Genomic DNA, 25,557 nt, shown 5'->3' with positions numbered 1-25,557 from the left:
TCGGCCGACGGTGACAGGCGAAACGACAAGGTCTGCGCTTCCAGCGTGGCGACACGCTCGGCGAAACGCTTGGATAACGCGGCGGCGTTGTGCAGCAAGCCGGTCGCTGCCTGAATATCGCTTGCGTCGTGGCCGACGAGCCCATCCGCGTCAGCCAGCATCGCCTCGAGGCGCCCGGCCGCATCCCCGACGGCGGCGAGCTGCCGCAAAGCTTCGTCTCCCTGAACTCTGGGGGCCTCGCCAAGGTGCTCTACCGCGACGCTGGCAGCAGCGACCGCCGCCGCCAACTGGTCAAGGATCTCCGTTTCCTGCGGCGCCACCATCACCTCGCGCAGTTGTTCGACCACCGGCAGGAGCGCCGCGCAGGCGTTGCGCGCCGCGGTGGCGGCCGCCGCATCCCCGGCTACCAACATCTTGGCCACATAGCCGGTGATGATCCGTTCGCCGTTGCGCAGGACATCCAGGATGCGGTGGGCGCTTTCGATGTTGCTCACCCGCGCCTCGTGCCCGGCGGTGCGGGCATCGAGCCCCTTCAGGCCATCGGCGATGCCCTGTTCGACGAGGATCGTCGCCTCTCGCATCCGCCCGTAGTGGGCGGTCATGTTCTCCGTTTCGCCATCCATGGTCAGGGTCGCCGCGCGCAAGGCAGTGATCGCTGCGGCGAGCCGCTCCAGGCTGCCCTTGAGCGATTGCGCCTCGGCCGCCGGAATGGCGCTGAGGCCGGCGATCGCCGTCGCCACCATGCCTTCGGCCTGGGACAGACTCTCAGAATCGCGGGTGGCGATGAAGTTTTCCACACGCCCGGTGGCGCCGTTGACCGAGGCCAGGATCTCCGCCGAATGGCTGGCGGAATCCACCGCGCGGACCATGCCTCGCAAGCCGTAGAGGTTCACCAGCGACACCGCCAGCATCAGGAACACCAGCGCGGCGACCGCCAGCCCGATCCTGACGGCAATGGGCCTGTCGGTGACGGGCTTGAATGTCACCATGGCGCTGCGCCTCCCCACTCCCCCGCCACTACTGCTTCGTAACCTCCGGCAAAGGCGTCGCCGGCGGCGCCGTATTGTTGTTAGCCGCGTCGATCATCGCGGCTACGGAAGCCTGGCTGTAAAAAGGATTGGCGGCGCCGCCCACCGGCATGGTCGCGAGCCAGGCGTCCAGGTCTTTCGCATCGATACGCACCAGCGGCACTTCGACGAACTTCGGCACCTGCTTGCCCGCCAGAATCTGCTGGGCGACCCAGAAACCTGCCTGCGAAACGCTGGGGGAGGCAGAAACAGAGACGGTCTCGTAGCCATTGGCATCGCGCTCCTGTTTCCACAGGGCGAGTTCGTCCTGACGATTGCCCATCACGATGATCGGTAGAGGCCGTCCCGCCGCCTTGAACGCCATGGCCGCGCCATAACCGTCGCCCCCTTGAGTCGCCACGGCATCGATGCTCGGCAGCGACGGCAGCGCCAGCGCCACCTCTTTGCGGGCGACGGAAGCCGTCCAGTTCCCATACACGGTCTTGGCGAACTTCAGGCCCGGATAGTCGCTGGCGGCCTTGCGAATGCCGTCGCTGATGTTTTTATCGGTGGCATCGCCGGCAATGCCGCGGATCTCCAGCAGCGTTCCGTTGCCCTTGAGGCGCTCGGCGATGTAATCCATCTCCACGCGGCCCATGGCGGACCAGTTGTAATCCACGGTATAAACGCAACTTTCGCTGACCAGGCTGGCCATGACCACCACCACGATGCCGGCATTGCAGGCATCGCGGATCACCCCGTTCAGCGCCGTATCGGACGCGGCCAGGACGACGATGGCATTCACGCCATTGACGATCATGTCCTGGATATGGGCCGCTTGTTCCGACGCCGAGTTGTTGGCGCTGACCACCGGAGCCTCGCGGATCAACCCATCCTTCTGCGCCTGGAGCGCGATCTCCTGCCAGTTGCGCACCATCACCTTGCGAAAATCGCTGCCTGCGTATGAGTTGCTGAAGGCAATGCTATAGCTTGCGGTAGAGCCGCCGGCGACACCGCCGTCGGCCGCTTGGGCTGGATGGGCGGCAAGCATCGCCAGCCCGGTCACGCAACCGGCGAAGCGCCAGAGGACGCTGTGGATCAAGGGCCATTTCAATAATGGAACCGGGCATGAAGTATCAGACACGTACAGACTCCTTTCCTTGGCGGCGACTGAAACCCGTGCAACGACGGTAGTGGCAATGAGCATAGTCCCAACGTGCCCACTTCGCGCGGCCACGGAGGATTTCAGCCAGCCGAGCCCCCTGATCGCGCCACCTTCACAACGCCGCAGCCGCAACCCCTCGGGCACGCCAGGCAAAAGCCAGCACCATCAGCAGCCCCAGACCCGCCATTGCCGCGCCGGCCAGGGAAATCGCCGGGTAACCCAACCCCGCGTTGATCACCGCGCCGCCCAGCGCCGCACCAATCGCGTTGCCGAAATTGAAGGCACCGATATTCACCGCCGAAGCCAGATTGGGCGCGTCCTTGGCGGCCTCCATCACGCGCATCTGCAACGGCGGTACCAAGGCAAAACTGGCGATACCCCAGATGAGGATGGCAACCGCGGCCGGCAGCGGCCAGCGCATCAGTACCGTGAACGCCAGCAAGACGAGAATCAGCACGCTAAGCGAAACGATCAGGGTGCGGTCTATCGAGCGATCCGCGGCCTTGCCGCCCCACATATTGCCCAGGGTCAGCCCCACGCCGAACAGCACCAACATGGCCGTGATAAAGGCACTAGAGGCATGGGTCTCGCTGGTCAGGATCGGAGCGATGTAAGTGAATACCGTGAACATCGCGCCCGAGCCGACTACGGTCAGGGCCAACGCCCCCAGCACCGGGCCGCGGCCCAGCACCCGAATTTCCGCCAGCACCCCGCTGCTCTGCGGCGCCGGCAGGTTGGGCAGCGCGAACCACAACGCGGCCATAGCCACTACGCCCAATCCGGTGATTCCCCAGAACGCGGTACGCCAGCCAAACAAATCGCCAAACCAGGCCGCCAACGGCACACCGCCGATGGTCGCCAGGGTCAGGCCCATGAACATGGCCGCGACCGCCCCGGCACGTTTTTCCGGGGCGACCACGCTGGCGGCGACGATGGAGCCGACGCCAAAAAACGCACCGTGGTTCAGTGAGGTCACCACCCTGGCAACCATCAGGCTGTAGTAATCGGTCGCCAGCGCTGACATCAGGTTACCCAGGGTGAAAATCGCCATGAGTCCGATCAGCAGATAGCGTCGGGGAATTCTGCCGGTGGTCAAGGTCATCAGCGGCGCGCCGAGCAGCACGCCCAGGGCGTAGGCACTGACCAACAGACCCGCGGCGGGAATGGAAACGCCGAGATCCGCGGCGATGCCCGGCAACATGCCCATGGGGGCAAACTCGGTAACGCCGATGCCAAAGGCACCAATGGCGAGTGCGACAAGCGGTGGATTGATACGCATGGGAAGCCTCCTTATCTATGCCGCAGATGCTACGATTCGGCCTTTGCAAGCGGTAGATAGCATTTTTGGCAAGCACCTTTGCGTACGGAGCACAAATGGACTTCAACGGCAGATCAGGTGAAATGGCTATGTTCGCCACGGTGGCGCAGGAAGGCAGCTTGTCGGCCGCAGCGCGTGTGTTGGGGCTGACCCCTTCGGCGGTCAGTCGGATCATCGCGCGAACCGAACAACGGCTCGGCACCCGCCTGCTGTTGCGCACCACCCGCTCGATCACCTTCACCGCCGAAGGCGAGGCTTACCTGCGCGCAGCCCGGCGTATCCTCGCCGACATGGCTGAGGTCGAAGAGGCCATCGCCGACCAGGGCGTGCCCAAGGGCCGTTTGCGGGTCAGTGCCGCCCTCGGCCATGGGCGGCAGACCATCGTTCCTCTGGTGGCCGCATTCAGCGCCCGCTACCCGAACATCGTTGTCGACCTCACCCTTGGCGACGAAGTGGTCGACATTCTCGGCGGCCAGGCCGATGTGGCGGTGCGGTTTGGCCACCTGCCCGACAGCCCGCTGACCGCCCGCAGGATCGGCGACACCGGCCAGGTGGTGGTGGCTTCTCCCGAGTATCTGCAACGACACGGCACCCCTCGGGAACCGGAAGACCTGCTGCGGCACAACTGTCTGCGCTTCAACTTCCGTCGCGCCGAACCCAACTGGCCGTTCACCCGCGACGGCAAAGAGTTTTCCCTGAAGGTCAGCGGCAACATCGAATGCAGCAGTGGCGAGGCGCTTGCACAGTTCGCACGGTTAGGGGCTGGCATCGCCCGTATCGGCGAGTTCAGCGTGGCCGAGGATCTGCAACGCGGCGATCTGGTATCGCTGCTGGATGCCTGGAACCCCGGAGACCGGGAGCCGATCCATGCAGTCTTCGTGGGGGGTGCGGCGATGCCGGCGCGGGTACGGGTGTTTGTGGACTTTCTGCTGGAGCAGCATCGGATGTGAGGTTGAGCTGTATCTCACGCATGAACAGATTCGGCCCCTGCGCAGAAAATACCAACAGCGCTGAATGCGTTGACAATCCAGCTGCTAAGCTCAGTTTCGCTCCAGACCATAAGCCATAACAACTCAAAGAAAGGTAAGGCAGCATGAGCACGGTACAGCCTCCGACCACGTCAAAGTCCGCGAAATGGCGCTTCAAGGCAGGCATCGCGATTCTTTGCCTGATGCTCACGTTATGGTTGCTGGTGCCGCTGGCGGCGGCTGCGGATGTACCCCGCTCCACCATTGCGGCGATCACCGGCGCGCTGTTCATCATCAACAAGGTGCTGTTGCTGCTGGTCATCGCGGTGATGGGCAAGGCAGGTTTTCAAGAGCTCAAGCAGAAGGTGTTCGGTTATGTGTCGGGCCTTGTACCCAGTGCCGAGCAGGAGGTCAGCGTCACCCGCCACCGTATTGGCCTGGTGATGTTCTGCCTGCCGTTGGTGTGTTCTTTTCTTGAACCTTATGTCGATGCCTTCGCACCCGGCCTGCGTCCGAATAGCTGGGCGTTGCAACTGCTTGCCGATGCACTGTTGGTGGGCAGCTTCTTCGTCCTGGGGGGCAATTTCTGGGAGAAACTGCGCGCGCTCTTTATCCGCTCCGCTCGGGTCACCACCGCCGACGCGATCTGAGGCAACGCCCGGATCGCCGCCCCGGCGCGCTATCAGTATTTCTTCAATGGCCATGACTTGCAGGTGCCGATATGCCCGATTCGCCCAGTTCCGTCGAGCCTGAGTTACAAACCGAACCGCTTCCTGAAAAGCCTGCGCCAGCCAATCCGCTGAGGCGCATTGCCCTGGGCGTTGCAGTGTTGATCGCCGTGCTGTTCACCCTCTCGATTTTCATGGAGCGCCGCACGCCCTCGACGTCACAAGCCGTGGTGCAAGCCTATGTGGTGGAAATGGCTGCCGAGGTGGGTGGCCGTGTGACAGAAATTACGGTGCTCGACAATGCCCGGGTGAAGACCGGCCAGGTGCTGTTTCGTATCGACCCGCAGCCCTACAGACTTGTCGTCAGCGAGGCAGAGGCACGGCTGGAGGAAGCCGGCCAGGCAGTGGGCGCCAGCACCGCCTCGGTGGATGCCGCCCAGGCGCAGCTGGTGTCGGCGCGAGCGCAGCGCGACAACATTCGCGAGCAAGCCCGACGGGTGAATCAACTGGTGGAGCGTGGCGTGTTCGCCGCCGCCCGCCAGGATGAAGCGAAAGCCTCGCTGGGCTCCGCCGAGGCGGCCGTGAGCAAGGCCCAGGCCGACCTGGAACGGGCGCGCCAGCAACTGGGGCCCAAAGGCAACGACAACCCGCAGTTCAAGCAAGCCCTGGCCGCGCTGGAAAAAGCCCGGCTCGATCTGGTCCGCACCGAAGTCATCGCACCCGCCGACGGCGTGATCACCCATCTCCAGCTCGCGGTCGGTCAGGTCGTCAGCGCCGGCCAACCGGCACTGACCTTCATCGATAGGGGCACGGTATGGGTGTCTGCCGCGTTCAAGGAAAACAGCCTGGAACATGTGCAGGCCGACGATCCGGCGGAACTGGTATTCGATGTATTGCCGGGCCGTGTGTTCAAAGGCCGTGTTGAAAGCGTCGGCTGGGGTGTCGCGCAACAGGGCAGCAGCAACTCGGCCCTGCCCTCGGTGCGCAACCAGAGTGGTTGGGTGCGCGACCCGCAGCGCTTTCCGGTACGCCTGATAGTGGAGGAACCGCACCCGATCGGCCCGCGTTACGGCTCGCAGGTGAGCGTGGTGATCTATACCGATGACAACCCCATGACTAACGCACTGGGGGCATTCATGACACGCCTGGGCGCCTGGCTGAACTATGTCAATTGACGGGCAGGCCGAGCTTGAGCTGCTGCGGATCAAACGCCAGGGATTGCGTGTCGCTCTGGCAGTGACCGTGGGCTTGTGCGCGGGTCTGGTCCTGGGCGACATCCTGCCATTTCTCGCGCCCTTGTTCGCCATCCAGTTCCTCTTGGCCAGCCGCCGCGCGCCAGCGCTGTCTCAAGGGTTGATAACGTTGCTGGTGAGTATGCTCACCGGCGCGCTGCTGGTGGGTGTGACGGGTATGTTCGGTGAGCGGCCATGGATATTGCTGCCGCTGCTTTGGCTGTTTTATCTCGCCTGTTTTACCGCGCAAGGCCGGCAACCTGGCGGCGCGGGACCAGCGCTGATGCTGGTGATCGCCATTGTGGTGCCGATGCTCGATATCGCGCAGAGCGATCTGGGCGAGTCCATTGTGCTGGTACTGGTCAAGGCGGTCGGCCTGGGTTTGCTGCTGGCCTGGGGCGCCCATGCGCTGCTGCCCGACCCTGCTGGTGAATATGCCAAGGAGGCCTCCGCCCAGCCGCACGAGCAGACGCTGGTGATTCGCCAGGCCATGGCCAGCGCGACAATTCTGCTGACCATGGTTGCCCTGTGCCTGAGCGACCCACGGCTGGCCACGGCGATCGTCGTCCCGATCACGGTGGCCTCGTTGCTTAGCCAGTTTTCCCTGGGCATGAGCAGCCGCACAGCCCTTGGCCTGGTGCTGGTCAACCTGCTAGGCGGAATGGCGGCGTCCGTGGCCTTCACGCTGTTTGAACTGCGCCCGACCCTGTGGCTGGTGGCGCTGATCCTGTTGCTGGTAAGCCTGCTGTTTGCCGGCAAAGCCGCCATCGGCAACGCCACTGGCAAGATATTCGGCGGCGGGCTTATCACCTTCGTTATTCTGTTCGGGCTCGGTGTATCGCCACTGCCAACAGAGACGCCACAGCTGTTTTCCAGCCGAATCGCCTACGTGCTGTTTGCAGTGGTCTATGCCATTGGCCTGGCCGCGCTGCTGTGGCCAAGAGCGCGTGTATCGGAGCCTCGTCCGCAATCGGTGTAGGTGATCCACTCCTGCACGAGGCGCGTCTGCTTGCGGTGCGGCCGTTGTCTAGTCTGGTTTTACAACAGCCGGCACAGCCATTCGGGCAAAGACATACAGCAGCATCCCCACTAGGATAAGTGCCCCGCCTCGCAGCCACGTACCCCACTCTTGCTGACTCAGCAATAAGAGGCAAGACAGGATCGCCAGCCAGGGTACCCAGGTGGGAACCTGAAAATGTTCTTCTGCAACCTTGTCCTTGCGTAACACCAGCACGGCCATGTTGGTGCTGAGGAACACGAACAGTAAAAGCAGCACAACGGTTTGCGCCAAGGTCGCCAACGTTCCTGTCAGCGTCAGTGCGATGGCTACGAGCGTCGTTGCAATAATCGCCGCCCACGGTGTGCGCCTATGCGGCAGGACCCGTCCCAGGACATCTGGCAACAGCCCCAGATTGGCCATTCCATAAGTGAGTCGACTGGCCATGATCATGGTCAGCAGCGCTCCGTTGGCCACCGCGATGAGCGCGATAAAAGCGAACAGGCGAGGCGAAATGTCGAGCCCGGAAGCCCGAACCACTTCGAGTAATGGGGCCGATGTGGCAAGCAGTTTCTCCGTTGGCAAAACTGAAGACGCGGCGACCCCAACAGCCATGTAAACCACCCCTGCGGTAACCAGCGCCGCGAACAAGGCCCGTGGGTATACCTTGCGAACATTCTTGATTTCTTCCGCGAGATTGGCGGACGTCTCAAAACCGACAAACGAATAGAACGCGAGCAACGCCGCGCCCAACACCGCCAGCATCGGACTGACCCCAGGCTTGAACTCCAGCGCCCTTGCCAGTTCAGCTTCGCCAGAACTGAAAAAGTAACCCGCAGCAACGATGACCAACATCAGCCCTGACAGCTCGATCACGGTCATCAGCAGATTCGCCCCCAGAGATTCCTTGATCCCTCGCGCATTCAAGAGGGCAACGACCAGCAGGAAAATCAGCGCAGCAACGTGGGGTGATACGTGGATGAATGCGCCAAGATAGTCCCCCGCGAAGGCCAGCGAGAGACCGGCCGCGCTGGTCACCGCCGCGGCGAGCATGCAAAAACCAACCAGGAACGATATCAGCGGTGACTTGAAAGCCTTTTCGGCAAACACCGACGCCGCGCCCGCGTGAGGATATTTCGAGACAAGTTCGGCGTACGAACCTGCCGTCAACATGGCGAAGAACAACGCGATCAACAACGGCACCCAGATCGCCCCGCCTACCTCTCCGGCGATGGTACCCGCAAGCGCATAAACGCCAGCGCCCAGTACATCGCCCAGGATGAACAGAAACAGCATCGGCCCCGTGATGGCACGGCGCAAAGAGGGCTTGGGTTGTGACCGGTTCACTGTCATTTGAGGCTCTGCCAGGGGGATTTTTTTCGCAAGATTCATCCGAGCGTCATGCCCTCGCATAACCTCTGAGCAGTGGAAAAATTCGCAGGGTAAAAGTTCACTAAATTGCCAGCCGAGGAAGAGCTCCCGCCAGGCACTATCATGCATCTGTAGGATGGCAGTCTTGCTTTAGTGGGCCAATAATCGCTCACAGGCCCTGCCCGCGTCCAAACGACGTTCCGGCCCTCAATGACTTCGTGACGAAAACAATAAGAACGTCGCATAGAGGTACATACGAATGAGCCGTCATGATCATGGTCACGCCTGCCTCCTTGAGGCCTTCAGCGCAATGACACTGGAGCTCCAGCGCCTGGCGCAGGACAAGGACATCGAGCATTTCCACGAAGCGGCGCTGAGCTGCATCAGCCAGCTGTTGCCCTTCGAGAGCGCCTGGTGGGGCCGCGGCGCGTTGGTTGACGGACTGCCTGAAGAACACAGCTCCTATCTACATGAACTGCCCCGCAGCTACCTGTCCGACTGGCAGTCGATTCGCCATATCGATGTGACTGTCGCCAGGGCCCACGATGTTCCGGGGCGAGCGGTCATCGTCGACATGCGCAACCCTGCCAGCGGCTCCGGGCTTAACTGGCTCGGCCAGACGTACGCCATCGGCGAGTTGCTGTGCGTGGTGTACATCGACCCGCAAACCCACCTCAGCGACCACCTCGCACTCTATCGCGCCCCAGACGCGGTACGCTTCACCGAGCAAGACTGCCTGTTGCTGAACAATCTCATGTTGCACCTGGTGGCGGCGGTATCCGCCAATCAGATTCGCACCCTGGTGGCGATGCGCGAAGCCCTCACGCATCCGCGCAACCTCGCGCTCGCCGTGTGCGACCAACGCGGCACCCTGCACTGCGCGGAACGTGGCTTCGTCGACTTGCTGTTGAGCGAGTGGCCGGACTGGACCGGCCCTTGCCTGCCGGTGGCGATGAACGCTGACGGCTATGAAGGCAAGCACTTGCAGATCGAGGCATCGACGGTCGGCGACCTGCTCCTGCTGGCCGCTCGCAGCCGCACGGTGCTGATGCAACTGAGCCCACGGGAAAACGCCGTGGCCCAGGGTTTCGGCGAAGGCAAGACCTACAAGGAAGTCGCCCGCGACCTGGGCATGTCCCCCAACACCGTGCGCCACCACATCCGGGCGATCTACAGCAAGCTCGGAGTCAAGGACAAGGCCCGTATCGCCCATCTACTGCATGCCCCACCCGACTGATCCGCACCGCTGACTTGCGCTGAATTTTTCGCTGTCGTTTTGACGGCCACGGGACGCCTTTGTCCTTTTTTTGCCCCTCTGCCATCGACAGGCGAGCCATTCGCCGCACAACAACTCAAAGAAGAGATGCAATGCCAATGGCCAAGACTTTCACGCGCAATGCCGCACTGGCCCTGATCGGTGGATTGTCGAACCTGCACGCCAGTGCCGCCGACCTCAATGCCCGGGATTTTTTCGGCGCGCCTTCAGGCACCAACCTGGGCGTGGTGTATTTGCCAGCGAGCCGCGCTGACGACTTTCACGGCCCGGCCGACAGCACCGGCAAGGCCGACCTCAAGGTCAACGCCATGGCTTACCGTCAGGTATTTTTCACCGACGTCTGCGGCACCCTGTGCACTCCGCAGTTCATCGTGCCCTTTGCCGACATCAACGCACGCCTGCCAGGTGCCAGCCAACACACCGGGGAAAGCGGCTTTGGCGACCCTCAGGTTGGCGGCACGCTGTTCATCATCAATGACCCCGCCTCACGCACCTATAGCGGCTTGCTGACCCTGATCACCCTGCCGATTGGCGAATACCACGGCAAAAATCCAGACGTATCGCCCGGCGCCAATCGCTGGGGCGCGACCTTCGTTTACAACTACACCCAGGGCATCGGCGAAAAATGGGTATTGGAGGCGAACCTCGAAGCCCAGCTCTACGGCAAGAACGACGATTACTTTGGCAGCGAGCTGAAACAGGACCCGCTGTATCGCCTGCAGGCCTTCGCGTCCTACGACTTTACGCAAAGCACCTACGGGGCTTTGCGGCTGATCCACGCAGATGGCGGCGAACTGCGGATCAACGATCAGCGCATCGATGACACTCACAAGCGCTACACCCAGGTGGGCTTCGAGGTCGGCCACTGGCTGGATAAACAGAACCAGGTGATGTTCGGCCTTTCGCAGAACGTTGCTACCGATAACGGCTATCACGGCGCCGACGCACTGCTGCGTCTGGTCCACGTGTTCTGAATTCATTCATCGGAGTTTCCCCATGAACACCCAGACCCAACCGCTGGTGCATGAGCGTTTGCGCGCATCATCTGAACGGGCGCTGCTGGCAGCCATCGTGCTGTTCGCCGCCATCACCCCGACCATTCTCATGACCGCACCGGCCATCGCGGCGCAACTGGCGACTCAATGGCAGTTGAGCCCGTCACAGATCGGCGACCTTTTCTCCACCGAACTTGGCGCCATGAGCCTGGCCACCCTGCCCGCCCTGTGGTGGCTGAAACGTATCGACTGGCGCCGCGCCGCATTGCTGGCGGGTGTCGTGTTCATTGCAGCAAACCTTTTATCAGTGCTTGCTGCCGACTACTCGATACTCCTGGCGTTACGCTTTTGCAGTGCCCTGGCGGGCGGTTCGTTGATGATCATCTGCCTGTCCAGCGCCGCGTCAACAGCCAATCCCGGTCGCGTCTATGGGTTATGGGTGCTGGGGCAACTGGTCGTCGGGGCGATCGGTTTGAGCATCCTGCCTCGGCTCTTCGAACACTTCGGGCTATCGGCGTGCTACGTGATCCTCGCAGGGTTGATGACGGTCTTTTTGCCACTCGCCCGCTCTTTTCCGCAAGGCAGCCCATCGGCTGAAACAACCGCCGAGCATGTCGCCGTCGCCTCGCTGTGGAAAGCCGCGCTGGGCATTCTGGGGGTCTTGAGTTTCTACATTTGCCTGGGCGGTGTGTGGACCTTTATCGGCTCCATCGCCACCCAGGCAGGTATCTCCGCCGAGTCTAGTGGCAAGGTTCTGGCGCTCGCCACGGTGATGGGCATTGTCGGAGCGGGCTGTGCCTCACTGATCGGCGACCGACTGCCACGCTTGCTGCTGTTGCTGCTGGGCTACGCACTGATGGCCGGTTCGGTGCTGTTGCTGCGAGGTCAACCCGAAATCATGCAATTTGCCGTGGCGGCGCTGCTGTTCAAGTTCACCTGGACCTTCATCCTGCCGCTGATTCTGGCCTGCCTGGCCGACCTCGACCGCTCCGGAAAACTGATGAACGCCTCCAACCTGGTGATTGGCGGTGGCCTGGCTATCGGCCCGACAGTGGCGGGCCGGCTGATCGAAGCCAGCGGCGGCTTCCAATCGCTGCTGATCGGCGGGACGTGCATCACCCTGCTCTCCCTGGCGTTGATGCTCGGCAGCCGCCCAAACGCATGAGTGGCCTTATTACCCTAAAGAAAATGGAAAGACGATGAGCCGAAAAAGTGCATTTTTCTTCGATGAACTCAGCCTCTGGCACAGCGCCGGGTTGCATGCCTTGACCTTGCCGGTGGGAGGATGGGTACAACCACCTGCCGCTGCGGGCCACGCTGAATCGCCGGAAACCAAACGCCGCCTGAAGAGCCTGCTGGACGTTTCCGGCCTGACCCGTCATTTGCAGGTACGCAGCGCCAACGCGGCGACCGATGAAAATCTGCTGCGGGTTCATACACCCGGTTACCTGCAGCGCTTCAAGACGATGAGCGATGCCGGGGGCGGTGAGTTGGGGCCGCACGCGCCCATCGGGCCTGGTAGTTATGAAATAGCCAAGCTCTCTGCCGGGTTGGCCATCGCCGCGGTCGATGCCGTGCTCGTCGGGGAAGCCGACAACGCATACGCCCTGTCGCGCCCGCCGGGCCATCACTGCCTCGCCGACAGCGCCATGGGCTTTTGCTTCCTGGCCAACATTGCCATCGCCATTGAAGCCGCAAAAGCCCGCCGTGGCCTGGGCAACGTCGCGGTGATCGACTGGGACGTACACCATGGCAACGGCACACAATCGATCTTCGAAGAGCGTGGTGACGTGCTGACTATCTCACTGCACCAGGACGGTTGTTTCCCGGCAGGTTACGGCGGTGAGGCTGATCGCGGCCGTGGCGCGGGGTTGGGTGCGAACATCAATATTCCGCTGCCGCCCGGCAGCGGCCATGAGGCCTACCTGTACGCGATGGAACGCATCGTGATCCCGGCAGTGGAGCGCTTCGAGCCCGAATTGATCATTGTCGCCTGCGGCTACGACGCCAACGCCGTCGACCCGCTGGCCCGCATGCTGTTGCACAGCGACTCGTTCCGGCAGATGACCTGCCTCGTGCGTAAAGCCGCCGAGCGCTTGTGCCAGGGCCGTCTCGTCCTGGTGCACGAAGGTGGATACTCAGAAGCGTATGTACCGTTTTGCGGGCTGGCGACCCTTGAGGAACTGGCGGGCGTGAGGACTGCTGTCACCGATCCCATGCTGGAATTTGTCCAACTGCAGCAACCGAAGGAGGCGCTTGCGGCGTTTCAGCGGCACTTGATCGATGAGTTGGCCCACACACGCTTGGCCTAGGCGCTGGCACGCCTGAGCGAGAGACAAGAACCGATGCCATGACTGGCATCGGCTCTTGATACGCGCCTGACACTTCTACGCCCGCATGCTGCGAAGCCAACCCTTGAGTCAAACGTTCGAGGTCGGGCTTGCAAGGTCACGGTTCAGACAAAGTTCCGCACAAACGCCACCGCCCGCCAGGTTGTAAAGGCGTAACGTGCAGCCAATCTTGTTTGTCACCATCTGCACGATGGCCAATCCCAGGCCCGCGCCATTGGCATTGCCGCGACTGTAAAAGCGCTCGAACAGCCTTGCGATTTCCCCTTCATCGATCCCCGGGCCGGCGTCTTCAACCCTCAAGCGGACCCTGCCCGCCTCGTCCTTGCGCACCACCACAGCCACCTCGCTCCCTGGTGGAGAAAAGTTGAGGGCATTGGTCACCAGGTTCTGCAGGACAATGGCCAGTGCTACCGGTTCGGTTTGCAGCCAACACGCTTCATCACACTCCAATACCAATTCCACGTTCTTTTCCATGGCCAGTGGCGTGAGTTCGGCCAATTCTTCACGGACCAGTTCGGCGAGTTGCACGCGCTGATACACGGGGTTGTTCAGTTGCGGTTCGATGCGGGCCATGGTCAAGAGCTGGCTGGCGATGCGGGTGGCGCGATCGACCCCGTTGACCAGGAAATGCAGCGCCTCGCGCCGCTGTTCTTCGGTCCCCGCGGTTTGCGCGTTCTGGGCATGGATGCGCAGGATCGCCAAGGGTGTACGCAGCTCGTGAGCGGCGTCGGCGATGAAGCGGCGCTCGCGCGCCAATAGATCATCCACCTGGTCCAACAGGCGATTCAGCGCGGTTTGCATGGGCTCAAGATCGCTGGGCAGAGGCTTGAGATGCAACGGCTGCAAAGTCTCGGTGGTGCGCCCACGGATAGAAAGGGCCATGGCCCGCAAGGGGCTGAGGCCCCAACCGATGACCAGCCAGATCAACAGCGCCAGCAGCGGCACTCCAATCAGGCTGGGCCAGAGGGTATGACGCACGATGCGCTGGATCAGGTCCTGGCGAATGTCGTCGCGCTCGCCCACCCAGATCAGCAGGTCCTGTTCAGGGTCGGCGAGGAGAAAGGCGCACCAGTCGTTGCCGTTATCGACGATGTCGTGGGAACCCAGGGTGGCCAGCGACGCATCGAGCACCGGTGCGCCGGCGGAGCGCACCAGTAGCTGACCATCCCTGCGCCACACCTGGAAGGTCAAGCGCGTTTCATAAGGATGGGCAACGCCGTTTTCACCGACACGACTCATGGCCTGGTCGAAGGCCTGGTACAGGCGGTCCCAGTCAGCTTCGCCGGGGTCGCGTTGGCGCAGCACGCCTTGCAGCAGCCGCGCGCTTTGGGCCAGTTGGGCGTCGTAGACTTCTTCTATTTCCTGGTGGCTATCGCGCAGCACCAGCCAGCTGATCAGGGCGTCACCCAACAGGATCAGGGCCAATACAGGAATTAGGATGCGCGCCCGCACGGAGGTCATGGTTTGAGCGCCAGTACGTAGCCGACGCCGCGCACGGTGCGGATCAGCTCGCTGGATAACTTTTTTCGCAGGTTGTGGATCAATACTTCCAATGTATTGCTCTCGACGCGGTCCTGCCAGCCGTACAGCGCGCGGGACAGACGCTCGCGGGTCACCACTTTGCCGGGGCGCACCATCAGTTGGTGGAGCAGTTGGTATTCCATGGGGGTGACGATGACGTCCGCATCCTGGTAGCGCACCTGCTGAGTGGCCGGGTCAAGGCTGACGCCGGCGTGTTCAAGCATCGGTTGCGCACGGCCCTGGCTGCGGCGCAGCAAGGCGCGCACGCGGGCCTTGAGTTCTTCGACGTCGAAGGGTTTCACCAGATAGTCGTCGGCGCCAGCGTCGAGCCCGGCGATGCGTTCGGCGGTGCCGTCGCGGGCGGTGAGTACCAGCACCGGTAAATCGTGCTGCTCGGCGCGCAGTTGCTGCAACAGGTCGAGGCCGTCGAGGCGTGGCAGGCCGAGGTCGAGCAGCAACAGGTCAAAGCTTTCGCTGCGCACGGCGTGCAGGGCCGCGACGCCATCCTGCAGCCAGTCCAGCGTGTAGCCTTCGGCACCCAGGGCTACGCGAATTCCCTGGCCGAGGGCACGGTCATCTTCGACAAGGAGCAGGCGCATGGCAAAATCTCTGTAGGAATCGGCGGCATCATGCCGAGTTCTGGCCGGGGGCATTTCAGCAAAATGTTACGACTCGTTGCCAACTAAGGTTGCCCTAAGGTTGGTTTTGCACTGTGCAATCTCCCACATCCGCTGAGAGCTTTTCCATGCGCAAAATTCTCCTGTTGTCCCTGATTATCGCCAGCCCCCTGGCTGTCGCCGGTCCGCAATGCACCACCGCGGAGCGTTCGCAATGGCAAGACGAAAAAGCCTTCCAGGACAAGCTCAAGGCCGAAGGCTACGAGATCAGCAAGTTCAAGGTGACCGATGGCAACTGCTACGAGATCTACGGCTTCGACAAGGACAAGCGCAAGGTCGAAATCTACCATGACCCGGTCACCGGCAAAGCCGTGAAGACCGAGATCAAAGGCTGATGCCAGGCGAATCCTTACGCCTGTGGGACCCGTTGGTGAGACTGTTTCATCTGTCCATCGCCGGGGTCTTTGTCGCCAACTACTTCTTCAACGAAGCAGGCGACGACTGGCACGTCTGGCTGGGCTATTACGCCATGGCCTGGCTGCTGGTACGAACGGTTTGGGGATTTGTCGGACCACGCAGCGCACGGTGGGCGGACTTCTGGCCTACACCAAAACGTCTGGGTGCCCACGTGCGCTCGCTGCTCAACGGTCGGCCACAACACCGCCTGGGCCATTCGCCAATTGGCGCGCTAGTGATGTTGTCGATGTTGCTGGCATTGCTGATTATCGGCATCAGCGGCTTCCTGATGCAGGAAGTCGATGCCCTCTGGGGCGCCGATTGGCCGCTGCAACTGCACGAAACCGCCGCCAACACGCTGCTCGGCCTGGTGTGCGTGCATGTGCTGGCAGCCGTTTTTGAAAGTATCCAGGTCCGCGACAACTTGCCGTTATCCATGCTCACCGGTCGCAGGAAGCGCCTGCCGGACGAACGTGCGCAGTAACATTTAATGACGCTTCGGTGCCAGCCACCCTGGTTAGCGCGCCGTAATCAACAGATCCTCATTTGACGTACTGAGGCCCTCATGACTGGCCGACCTTGCAGGGTGACTATTGATGGGTGTCCGCTTCCTCAGCCGGATAAAACTCGCCCTCCTTCCCCATCTTGTTCAGCCGTTCGCGGGCGATCAGCTCGACGCTGGCCACTGCGGCCTGATCGTCAAGGTCGACCCACTGCAAGCACAGGCGCTGGACATTCTGATCATGGGTGCCCTCGCTGAGCATTTCGTGGGTGAAAACCTGGGCACCACGCCATAGGCATAGCTGGGTATGAGTCCCACCGAGCCATATCTCGTTGAATGGTCCAAGGTCGGTGGTAGCCAGCTGATCCACGGTGATTGTCTTATCCATTGCGCTGTACCTTGCCAATGAGTAGATACAGGTAGACTTACAGGCGCAGCGGGTCGTTCCCGGCGTCTGACGAAAGCCCAAGACAGGTCTGGCTTAAAACACGGATTGAACCCCTTACTTCTCGATGATCTCGCCGCGCATCGGTGCCAGCCGTGCGATCAACCGATTTTGCACCGGCACCGGAACACGCTGTTCATCCATTGCAGCAATCAGGTCTTCAACCAAGGCATTAAAATCACTGCGGCTGATGTTCTGCCCCTTGTGACTCTCGGCCATGCTGTCACCGGTGTAGATGCAGGGGCCGCCGGTTTCTAGGCAAAATTGCTCGATCAATTTGTCGCGCAGCCGCTCGATATCAATCTTGCGAAAGCGCTCTACGATACGTTCATCACCCGCGATGTTCAGCAGCATGCCCTCGACGATCCGGGTGATCCCGGCCTGTGCGCCGAGGTCTTGATAGAGCGAGTCGTCCCTGGACAAGGGTTGTGTGCAGGCGCTCAACAGCCCGATCAGCACCAGCAGGACAATGCGCATCAAAAACTCCCCTGCACCGAAAGATATGTGCCGTTCTGGCGGTCGAGCGTCGCGATTTCGCCCAGCCGCGCGTAGGCCAGCACCACCGACAGATGTTTATTGGGAAAGTAACCGACGAACAGATCAGCCCAGTCACTTTCCCCGGCAAAGGACAGGTTGTCCGGTTTCTGCCGATACTCGACGCCCAGTGCCCAGCGCGGATTGAGCAGCACCGCCAGGGAGCCCTCCTTCAGCACGCTACGAGTATCGCGACGGTCACCGCCGAACCCGAGCAACCCCAGCTCATTGGCACGGCTGTAGCGCAGGCTGCCATTGAGCAGCAGGTTGTAGCCAAACGCCCCGCCCATGAATAACCGACTGGCAGCCAGATAGCCTTCGGTGTCGCTGTTCCGCCTGGCGCCGACCAGGCTCGGGATCAGGAAGTTGTTCTGGTGTTTGTACTCCAGACCAAGGGAAACCTGCGGCAAATCGTCGTAGATCACGTCACCGAACAAACGCACCTTCATGGCAAAGATGTCCTGGCCGAGGTTATCGTCGGGCAGGTTCAGCTTGTTCACCAACGAACCCAGGTCGAAACGCTGCCGGGCAAAAGACAGCTCGACCCGGTTGTCGTAGGCCACGGCCAGCCCGGCGACATCCAGCCGATAATCCGGCAGATTGACCGAGGTCGCGAACGCAGTCGCCCCCCACTCGTTTTTTTCGCCGTAACCGGCCAGCACTGCCCACGGCGTGATTCCGCCGCCGGCGGCACCCTCCAGGCTGCTGGCGCCACCGGTCGCGATCAAACGCCCGCCGTCGGCAGAAACGACCTGAAGGGCAAGTCCTGTGCAACAGGCGATCGATAGCCACAAACGTGAACTCATGATGTTCAATGAACCAGCGAAGAATGAAGATTCAAAGGCAACGCCACCCAGGCCTCGAACGCCGCGGCGGTCAGCGGTCGGCTGATCAGGTAGCCCTGCGCGGTATCGCAATGCCAACGCTCGAGTAATCTCAGGCTGTGTTCATATTCAACGCCTTCGGCAACTACCTTGAGCCCCAGGTTATGACTCATTTCGATGGTCGAGCGGACAATTACCGCATCTTCGCTGGTGTCATGCAGGTCTCGGACGAACGACTGGTCGATTTTCAACTCTTGCACCGGCAGTCGCTTGAGGTGCGCCAAGGACGAATAGCCGGTACCGAAGTCATCCACCGACAGACTGATGCCGCAATCGCGCAACAGATGGAGGTTCTTCAAGGCCCGCTCGGGCTCGCGCATGACAGCGCTCTCGGTGACTTCAAACACCAGCTGCTCGGCTGGCAGCCGATGCGTGCGCAGCAACACCACGACCCGACCAGGCAGATCGTCGCTGATCAGGTCTTCGGCGGATATATTCAATGACAGTTGCAAGCGTAACCCTCGCCCATTCCACTCCGAGAGCTGGCGCATGCCCTCGTTGATCACCCAGTGGGTCAGCGCCTGAATGCTTCCGGTCCGTTCTGCCAAGGGAATGAATTCGGCTGGAGAGATCGGGCCCAGTTGCGGATGCTGCCAGCGCAACAGGCCTTCAGCCTGGCGGACATGACTCTTCAGAATGTCCATCTTGGGCTGGTAATGCAGGAGCAGCTCACCGTTGTTCGCCGCGTGGCGCAAGTCTCGAATCAGGGCGATCTGGCGGCGGTGAGCCAAATCACGTCCGTGCTGATAAATCTGTAGATGACCCGGCATCTGCGCCGCGTCTTTCATGGCGATGGAGGCGCGTTCCAGCAGGGTCTGCGCGCTTTGCCCATCCGCCGGGTAGGCCGCTATTCCAAGCCTGCAGTCCAGGGCCAGGTCGTGGCCGTTGATGTGCTGGGGCTTGAGCAATACTTGCTGCAACCTGTCCGCCAAGGCGACCGCCGCATCGCTGTCCATCCCGTCGAGCAGAACCAGGAATTCCTCGGCGATCAGATGCGCCACGGTGTCGCCAGGGTGCAACAGGGCTTGGGTTTGCTGGCCGGTCTGACGGAGCAGCCGGTCGACCGTTTCGGGGTCGACCGTTTCGTTGATGGCCCGCAGGTTATGGATGCCCATACAGATCAGGGCAATCGGCCGGTTGGCGGCAATTGCACTGCCCAGGCGCTCCATGGCCAATGCGCGGTTGGGCAAGCCAGTGACGGGGTCATGGAGGGCGTTGTGGGCCAGCTGCTGCTCCCGCTCGGCAATGCCGCTTTGCATCGAATTGACGGCTTTGGCCAGCACCCCGAGTTCATCCTCCCGCTCCAATACCACGGGGGTCTGATAATCGCCTTGACCGATGCGCTCCGCCGCGAGGGCCAGTGACTTGACCGGACGCGACACACCTCGTGCCAACAGCAAAGCGCCGACCAACGAGGCGATCAGTGCGACCAGGGTAATCGCCAGGATTTTTTCGTCCAGCGGAGCAAACGCTTGCATGGCCACGTCCAGCGGACTCTGCAGAAGTGCTATTACTTGCCCATCGTATTCGTTCGAACCGTCAGCCAGCAGCAGAAACTGACTGAGGAAATTGCGATCCAAGTGCTCCGTCAGTACCGCGCTGTTGCGGTTGGACGAGTTGAGCATCAAGCTGGAGACAGGCCCGCGCAGAACGTCTGGTTGCGTGCTGACAAGCTCACCAGGCCGTTGTTGATCAACGGCAAGAAACGAAACCTCAAGGTTGGTGAGTGAGCGCAACTCACTGGCAAAGGCCTTGTCCATGCTGAAACCCATCACCACCCTGGCAACAGGCAGAGGTGCGAGTACGGGCGTTTCCACCAACAGATGCGGTTTACCCTGCAACGGTACGATTACCATGGCCTGGCGCGCACGTTGTGCCAGGCGCAGCGCGCCATCGTACTGGAACAATGAACCTTCCGGCATGTTGTCGAGGGTACTGGCGAGCACCTCGCCGTCCATGCTCAGCAGAATCATGTCGCTGGCATTGATGCGCTTGCCATGGTTGACCAGCACTGAACGGATGGTTGCAGCATCCCGGCTGGCCACCGCTTCGCGAAAGCCGAAGTCGGCCGCCAATAACTGCACGCCATCGGCCAAGCGTCGGCCCTGCACTTCCAGCAGCCGCTCGAAGACGCGCGTACCGACGTCCAACTGCGCCTCGGACTGGCTACGCACCGCAGAACGGGTCGCCGCATTGACGCTGAAATACAACACGCCGATCACCCCCAGCGACAACAGGATCATCACCGCTGCGACTTGCGCCTGGAAACTATTGCGCAGTTTCACGAGCCGCTCGCTTGAACGTATCGCCGAAGGCACTCGAAGCCGGAGCGGTTGCGGGCTGCTCAGGTAAAGGCTCCAGCGTCAGGGTGTAATTCTGCTTGAGGCCGGTCGCAGGAAGTTTCACAGAACCGGCATCGATTGGTTGCATCCCCTTGAGCCGGGGATGCCAAAGCGTCACGCGGTACTCGCCGACTGGCAAATCGTTCAGCACCACATTGCCTTGGGCATCGCTGACGGCAAAACGCGGATCGTCGGTGACAAAGACGTAGCCGAGCATCCGGTCATGGATATTGCAGCCCAATACCACCACGCCGGGCTTATCGAACAGCACCGGCTCGGAGGGGGTGCCCTCGTACAAGCGCAACTCAAAGCGCTTCGCCGGCGAAAACGAGTAGACCTGGTGGCGGATGTTGTCGCTGTTGGGGAATTTGATCGGGGTGCCGGTGTGCACCGCCAGCACATGGGGCGCAAATTGCTGGTTGCGCTGATCCATATTGGCGGCGGGAGGCGCCAACGGCGCACCGATCGGGCCTTGCAGCGTGACCACCGCGTCGGGCAGCCGCTGGCCTGTGCCTTCGTGCATCGCCACATCAAGCTTGGCCACCCCCGCCCACCCGACAGGGCACGCGAACAGTAACAGCAGTGCAAAAAGCGGGTTATTCCTGGACATGCCCATTCCATTGAAAACGAGGGTGAATCGTCCAGGTGACGAGACTCCTGATGGCGGCATCGGCAGTCACGCACTGATCGCCCATTTACCTAGGTATCGACCGCGTAGCAAAAACCTGAACAGGCAGGCCCGACATGACCGACTGCCGGCCTTGCGAGCCCCGCTGAAACGGCCGTCGATATTTTTATTCAGCCAAGTGCATCCAGTCCGCGTTCCAGAGGGTAGTACATGTAGCGGCCATGAACCGCTGCGCTGATCAAATCCTCAGGAGAAGCTTGTATGAACGCTAAACGATTGTTCCGCATTGTCGGTACTGCATTGACTGCCAGTTGCCTGTTCGTCGCGATGCCTGCTGCTTACGCGCAAGCAGGCTTGCCTGAAAGCATCAAGGTCCCGGCCGGGCACAAGGTCGCGCTCGAAACTGCAGGAGTCGGAGAAATCACTTATGAATGCCGTGACAAGGCCAATGCCACAGGGCAGACAGAATGGTTCTTCATCGGCCCGAAAGCGCTGCTGAACGACCGAAGCGGCAAGGCTATCGGCACTTATTTCGGACCACCTGCAACATGGCAAGCCAACGACGGTTCCAAAATCACCGGAACCCAATTGGCGGTCGCATCGGTCAGCCCCAAAGACCTCCCCTTGCAGTTGGTCAAGGCCAACCCCGCCGAAGGGAAAGGCGCAATGAGCGGGGTCAGTTACATCCAGCGGCTGGCCGTGAAGGGTGGCGTAGCGCCGATGGCCGAATGCTCCAGCGCCAACAAAGGAAAGCGTGAGACAGTGAAGTATCAAGCCGACTATATATTCTGGGCTGCCCAATAGATCACGCTCGACGGCCAGTGGTCAGGGCAAAGTCGGCTACTCTTCTCCCATGAATACCCCCTTGCCTCCGGGCTTGGGGTCATGTTGCTGCCAATGGCTGGAAACCTGTCCTTGCCCGAACCTTACTTCGACTATGAAGCCCACCTTGCGGCATGCGCCCAAGGCGACCAACAGGCGTTGCGCGCCTTATACGATCAGGAAAGCGCACGCGTGATGGGCGTTGCTCAGCGAATCGTGCGCCATAAGGCGTTGGCGGAAGACATCCTCCATGACGTCTTTATCAAGATATGGACTCGCGCCGCCAGTTTCGATCCGACCAGAGGCTCTGCCCGTGGCTGGATATTCAGCATAACCCGACATCTGGCCCTCAATGTCGTGCGCGACAACGCCAGGCAAATTCAGCTCGACGAGCACAGTGAAATGGCCTCGGACGCTTTGGCGTCCGTTGACGCGCCCAACAGCGACACGTTTGAGTACCTGACTCGTTCAGGTCGTATTTATGCCTGCCTTGAACGATTGGAGCCGGCCCGGCGCAACTGCATACTTCATGCGTACGTGGACGGTTATTCACATTCCGAAATATCGAAAAAAGTGGGCGCACCGCTGGGAACCGTAAAGGCGTGGATCAAACGTAGTCTGGTGGCGTTGCGGGAGTGCATGGGATGACGACGAGCGCAGAGGATGATCTCCCCGAAAACATCGAAGAACTGGCGAGCGAATATGTGCTGGGGACATTGCCGGCAGATCAGCGCAAGCAGGTTCGACAGCGTCTGGCGCACGAACCCGCCTTGCGCGACGCGGTCGATGCCTGGGAGCAGCGCCTTGCGGCCTTGACTGAGCAGGCAGAACCGCAAACACCTGGGCCCCTTGTCTGGAGGCGTATCCAGAACAGCCTGGACGGTCATGGCCAGCGAGCGCCGAATGCCCCACGGTCGAGATCATTGTGGGATTTTCTTCCGTTATGGCGCGGGCTCGCCGGGGCAGGCATCGTTGCAACATTGCTGCTGGGAACGCTGCTACTGACGCGCACGACCGCGGTCAGCCCAACCACTTACCTGGTGGTGCTGGTAGCGCCGCAAAACCAGGCACCTGGATGGGTCATTCAAGCGACCGACTCCAAGGAGATTCAACTTATACCGCTGGCGGTGGCTCAGGTCCCCAGCGATAAAGCGTTGCAATTCTGGACCAAGGCGGACGACTGGAAAGCGCCGGTATCCCTGGGTTTGGTCCGGCCTGGACAAACGCTGTCGGTCCCGCTCGATAAATTACCGCCGTTGGAGCCCCATCAACTTTTTGAACTGACTCTTGAAAGTGTCAATGGCTCGCCGACCGGAAAACCCACAGGGCCGGTGCAGTTCATCGGCCGGGCCGTGAAAGTCCTCTAGCACCTCCTCAAAAAATCATGCAGCCCACGCTGGGCATCGGTGGGCACTCGATAGACTCGCTCTCGTGACGCCTACCGGAACGAACTACTGCGCAGACAAGAGCTTTTTCACTTCTGCGATGATGGCGCCTATCTCGAATGGCTTTGGCAGGACTGCATCAAACAAATCCGATCTCTGCATACCTATGTGCGCCTGAGCACCGCTCATGAGGATGATTGGCAAACGATTGACGGACGGAAGTGCTCGCACAGCCGTGGCGAACTCCAAGCCGTCCATGACGGGCATCATGAAGTCGGTAACAATCAACGCTGGACGCTCCCTTTCAAGAACTTCGAGTCCCTTTCGACCATTGCTGGCTTTTACGACCATGAAGCCTTCATCCTCCAGCGCGAAGCTGAGGATGTCAGCGATCAGATACTCGTCGTCGACGACCAGGATGGTGGTCATGTTAATTTTTCAACCTGCTCAAAGACTTATGAAATCGAACCAGGCAAGGACTCAGTGGCAACTGAAGGTTCATTCCTCAAAGCCTTTTTCAGGAAAACATCTTGATCACGAATCACCACCTCGAATCGCGAGGGGTCATAGGAGCTATCTCGTACCTTAAGAATGGAAAGCGTCCTGCTTAGTTCAGCGCGATTCTCAAAGAAACGCATCAGCATCAGGTTGTCCACGATGCTCGACAGGTCGGAGTTCGGTGAGCTGACCTCGGAACCGAACAGGTCGCGCATTTCCCAGGATGCAAATACCGTAACGCCTCTGGAGCGCAGCTCATTCATGAGCGCACTGTAGAAATCGGTAATCCGTCCCGGATTTGTCGAAACGCGTGTCATCCCGCTCAGACTGTCGATGAACAGGCGTTTGATACCCTTTTCCTTGACGATGCTCAGCAGTCTTGAGCCGAGTCCATCCAGCAGCCCTTCGGTGGTTGGCTGCCACACAATGCTCAACGCCCCGCTCTCCTCCATGGCTTCGATGTCGATGCCCAGTGAGGATCCTTTCAGGCGCAGCCGCTGTGGACTTTCATAGAACCCAAAATGCAAGCCTGGGGCATCAGGTGTGGACTTGGCCAGGAATTTGAGACCCAGCGTGGTCTTGCCGATCCCGGAGGGCCCCATGACCAGAGACACACTGGAGCTATGCAGTCCTCCGCCCAAGATATCGTCGAGTGAATCAATCCCACTGGCGATACGCGTCATGTCCGCACTGTCGGACGAGGAAGGACGGCTGTACAGGCTCTCGAGACGCGGATAGACAACCAGGCCGTCATCAGTGATTTCACATTCGTGAAGACCGGTCAGTGCGCTGCTGCCTCGCGTCTTGCGTAGTTGTATACGTCGTACGGAACGAGTGCCGAACAGCTCCTCTCCCATTTCGATCACACCATCAACCATCGTGTGCTCTGGGCTACCGTCGTCAAGCCGTGAACTGGTGAGGAACAGTACGGTACATCCGGCAAACGCTGCGTGGCCTTGCAACTCCAGGATGAATTTCTTGGTGTCGATAGGCGAATCGGCTTTGGAGCGCGCATTGAGCAAACCGTCGACGACCATGACCGTAGCCTTCTGCCGACTGATCTCACGCCGAAGCAGTTTTACTACTTCATCGAGACCTTCATTTTCCAACGTATCGAATGCGCTGACGAACTGGATTTCAGCGCCCACTTTGGATGAGTCGAAAAAGCTCAGGGTAGAGAGAAACTGAAAGAGACGGTCATGCGACTCGGCCAGCAGTGTGGCGACTAAAACACGGCCTCCATTACGCACGTGATGGAATCCAAGCTGATTGGCGAGGATCGTCTTGCCCGAACCTGGACGACCTTGAATTATGTATGAAGCACCCGCGACCAGCCCTCCGTTAAGCAGAGCGTCGAGCCCTTCGATTCCGCTTTGAAGGCGTTTTAGCTTTTCCACGATGTGACCCTGATCTAAAAAAAACAGGCTTTTAAGCCGGATGAATGAAATGCTAACGCCAATTCGAATTCGAGGCCATTCAGGTTCAATAGAAAGTAGACGTGGGAGATCGTTCGCTTTGGGTCGTAAGTAATCATTTGAAATGTCCGATCCCTGGACATCAAGGAAAACTGAAGTG

25 protein-coding genes are annotated in these 25,557 nt (G+C 60.7%); 13 read left to right on the top strand and 12 right to left on the bottom strand.

The genetic code is table 11. The features are described 5' to 3' along the window. Positions 1-1,017 precede the first annotated feature (1,017 nt). Both M1E16_RS11205 and M1E16_RS11200 read right to left on the bottom strand, forming a co-directional pair. On the bottom strand, positions 1,018-2,058 hold the full coding sequence (locus tag M1E16_RS11205) for a substrate-binding domain-containing protein (protein ID WP_458130312.1): 1,041 nt from the start codon (positions 2,056-2,058) through the stop codon (positions 1,018-1,020). 226 nt (positions 2,059-2,284) lie between these two features. After that, entirely contained in the window at positions 2,285-3,451 is a 1,167-nt protein-coding gene (locus M1E16_RS11200; protein WP_305495217.1) for an MFS transporter, read from the bottom strand. A gap of 95 nt (positions 3,452-3,546) precedes the next feature. Between M1E16_RS11200 and M1E16_RS11195 the strand changes: the two genes are divergently transcribed. The 4 genes from M1E16_RS11195 (at position 3,547) to M1E16_RS11180 (ending at position 7,337) form a co-directional block, all read left to right on the top strand. Beyond that, positions 3,547-4,440, top strand: coding sequence for a LysR family transcriptional regulator (locus tag M1E16_RS11195; RefSeq protein ID WP_458129914.1), 894 nt, complete (start codon positions 3,547-3,549; stop codon positions 4,438-4,440). Between the two features lie 143 nt (positions 4,441-4,583). Continuing rightward, a complete protein-coding gene (locus M1E16_RS11190) occupies positions 4,584-5,108 on the top strand; it encodes a transporter suffix domain-containing protein (protein ID WP_458129913.1) in 525 nt (174 codons plus the stop codon). 71 nt (positions 5,109-5,179) lie between these two features. Next, positions 5,180-6,301 (top strand): HlyD family secretion protein, encoded by a 1,122-nt coding sequence (locus tag M1E16_RS11185; RefSeq protein WP_434624335.1) that lies wholly within the window; start codon positions 5,180-5,182, stop codon positions 6,299-6,301. Then, entirely contained in the window at positions 6,291-7,337 is a 1,047-nt protein-coding gene (locus tag M1E16_RS11180; RefSeq protein ID WP_458129912.1) for a DUF2955 domain-containing protein, read from the top strand. Before M1E16_RS11185 ends, M1E16_RS11180 begins: the two co-directional genes overlap by 11 nt. A gap of 48 nt (positions 7,338-7,385) precedes the next feature. Here M1E16_RS11180 and M1E16_RS11175 read toward each other — a convergent pair whose 3' ends face one another. Further along, entirely contained in the window at positions 7,386-8,708 is a 1,323-nt protein-coding gene (locus tag M1E16_RS11175; protein ID WP_434697997.1) for an APC family permease, read from the bottom strand. A 277-nt stretch (positions 8,709-8,985) separates the two neighbouring features. Here M1E16_RS11175 and M1E16_RS11170 point away from each other — a divergent pair, with 277 nt between their 5' ends. The 4 genes from M1E16_RS11170 to M1E16_RS11155 all read left to right on the top strand — a co-directional run bounded on the left by M1E16_RS11170 (position 8,986) and on the right by M1E16_RS11155 (position 13,309). Then, complete coding sequence (locus M1E16_RS11170; protein WP_458129911.1) at positions 8,986-9,963, top strand: helix-turn-helix transcriptional regulator; 978 nt, start codon at positions 8,986-8,988, stop codon at positions 9,961-9,963. Positions 9,964-10,094: 131 nt separating this feature from the next. Continuing rightward, positions 10,095-10,976, top strand: a complete 882-nt coding sequence (locus tag M1E16_RS11165; RefSeq protein WP_458129910.1) for a transporter — start codon at positions 10,095-10,097, stop codon at positions 10,974-10,976. Positions 10,977-10,998: 22 nt separating this feature from the next. Beyond that, positions 10,999-12,162 (top strand): MFS transporter, encoded by a 1,164-nt coding sequence (locus M1E16_RS11160; RefSeq protein WP_458129909.1) that lies wholly within the window; start codon positions 10,999-11,001, stop codon positions 12,160-12,162. 34 nt (positions 12,163-12,196) lie between these two features. Next, positions 12,197-13,309, top strand: coding sequence for a class II histone deacetylase (locus tag M1E16_RS11155; RefSeq protein ID WP_458129908.1), 1,113 nt, complete (start codon positions 12,197-12,199; stop codon positions 13,307-13,309). A gap of 108 nt (positions 13,310-13,417) precedes the next feature. Here M1E16_RS11155 and M1E16_RS11150 read toward each other — a convergent pair whose 3' ends face one another. Further along, the gene (locus M1E16_RS11150; RefSeq protein ID WP_458129907.1) at positions 13,418-14,809 is read right to left on the bottom strand and encodes an ATP-binding protein; all 1,392 of its coding nucleotides are present in this window, start codon (positions 14,807-14,809) and stop codon (positions 13,418-13,420) included. Beyond that, positions 14,806-15,468, bottom strand: a complete 663-nt coding sequence (locus M1E16_RS11145) for a response regulator (RefSeq protein WP_305495225.1) — start codon at positions 15,466-15,468, stop codon at positions 14,806-14,808. The genes M1E16_RS11150 and M1E16_RS11145 overlap by 4 nt, the downstream gene beginning before the upstream one ends. 146 nt (positions 15,469-15,614) lie before the next feature. Between M1E16_RS11145 and M1E16_RS11140 the strand changes: the two genes are divergently transcribed. Next, positions 15,615-15,881, top strand: a complete 267-nt coding sequence (locus M1E16_RS11140) for a PepSY domain-containing protein (RefSeq protein WP_048722823.1) — start codon at positions 15,615-15,617, stop codon at positions 15,879-15,881. Further along, complete coding sequence (locus M1E16_RS11135) at positions 15,881-16,426, top strand: cytochrome b/b6 domain-containing protein (RefSeq protein WP_458129906.1); 546 nt, start codon at positions 15,881-15,883, stop codon at positions 16,424-16,426. The genes M1E16_RS11140 and M1E16_RS11135 overlap by 1 nt, the downstream gene beginning before the upstream one ends. Before the next feature lie 106 nt (positions 16,427-16,532). Here the strand turns inward: M1E16_RS11135 and M1E16_RS11130 are convergent, their stop codons facing one another. From M1E16_RS11130 to M1E16_RS11110, 5 genes are all read right to left on the bottom strand, one after another. Next, entirely contained in the window at positions 16,533-16,832 is a 300-nt protein-coding gene (locus M1E16_RS11130) for a hypothetical protein (protein ID WP_458129905.1), read from the bottom strand. 114 nt (positions 16,833-16,946) lie between these two features. After that, positions 16,947-17,366, bottom strand: a complete 420-nt coding sequence (locus M1E16_RS11125; protein WP_458129904.1) for a group I truncated hemoglobin — start codon at positions 17,364-17,366, stop codon at positions 16,947-16,949. Further along, positions 17,366-18,229: a DUF3034 family protein gene (locus tag M1E16_RS11120; protein ID WP_458129903.1), complete on the bottom strand. Its 864-nt coding sequence runs from the start codon at positions 18,227-18,229 to the stop codon at positions 17,366-17,368. The genes M1E16_RS11125 and M1E16_RS11120 overlap by 1 nt, the downstream gene beginning before the upstream one ends. 5 nt (positions 18,230-18,234) lie before the next feature. Then, a complete protein-coding gene (locus tag M1E16_RS11115) occupies positions 18,235-20,592 on the bottom strand; it encodes a putative bifunctional diguanylate cyclase/phosphodiesterase (protein WP_458129902.1) in 2,358 nt (785 codons plus the stop codon). Next, positions 20,576-21,259, bottom strand: a complete 684-nt coding sequence (locus M1E16_RS11110; protein WP_434624363.1) for a methylamine utilization protein — start codon at positions 21,257-21,259, stop codon at positions 20,576-20,578. Before M1E16_RS11110 ends, M1E16_RS11115 begins: the two co-directional genes overlap by 17 nt. 279 nt (positions 21,260-21,538) lie before the next feature. Between M1E16_RS11110 and M1E16_RS11105 the strand changes: the two genes are divergently transcribed. From M1E16_RS11105 to M1E16_RS11095, 3 genes are all read left to right on the top strand, one after another. Next, positions 21,539-22,081 (top strand): DUF3455 domain-containing protein, encoded by a 543-nt coding sequence (locus M1E16_RS11105; protein ID WP_458129901.1) that lies wholly within the window; start codon positions 21,539-21,541, stop codon positions 22,079-22,081. A gap of 81 nt (positions 22,082-22,162) precedes the next feature. Next, positions 22,163-22,747 (top strand): sigma-70 family RNA polymerase sigma factor, encoded by a 585-nt coding sequence (locus M1E16_RS11100; RefSeq protein WP_458129900.1) that lies wholly within the window; start codon positions 22,163-22,165, stop codon positions 22,745-22,747. Next, positions 22,744-23,466 (top strand): anti-sigma factor, encoded by a 723-nt coding sequence (locus M1E16_RS11095; protein ID WP_458129899.1) that lies wholly within the window; start codon positions 22,744-22,746, stop codon positions 23,464-23,466. Before M1E16_RS11100 ends, M1E16_RS11095 begins: the two co-directional genes overlap by 4 nt. Positions 23,467-23,550: 84 nt before the next feature. Here M1E16_RS11095 and M1E16_RS11090 read toward each other — a convergent pair whose 3' ends face one another. After that, on the bottom strand, positions 23,551-23,913 hold the full coding sequence (locus M1E16_RS11090; protein ID WP_434624371.1) for a response regulator: 363 nt from the start codon (positions 23,911-23,913) through the stop codon (positions 23,551-23,553). A 26-nt stretch (positions 23,914-23,939) separates the two neighbouring features. After that, positions 23,940-25,382: an ATPase domain-containing protein gene (locus tag M1E16_RS11085; RefSeq protein ID WP_434605097.1), complete on the bottom strand. Its 1,443-nt coding sequence runs from the start codon at positions 25,380-25,382 to the stop codon at positions 23,940-23,942. Between the last annotated feature and the right edge of the window lie 175 nt (positions 25,383-25,557).

This window comes from Pseudomonas sp. Z2-11, from assembly GCF_054161305.1.
This window is presented reverse-complemented; position numbering and strand designations above follow the sequence as displayed.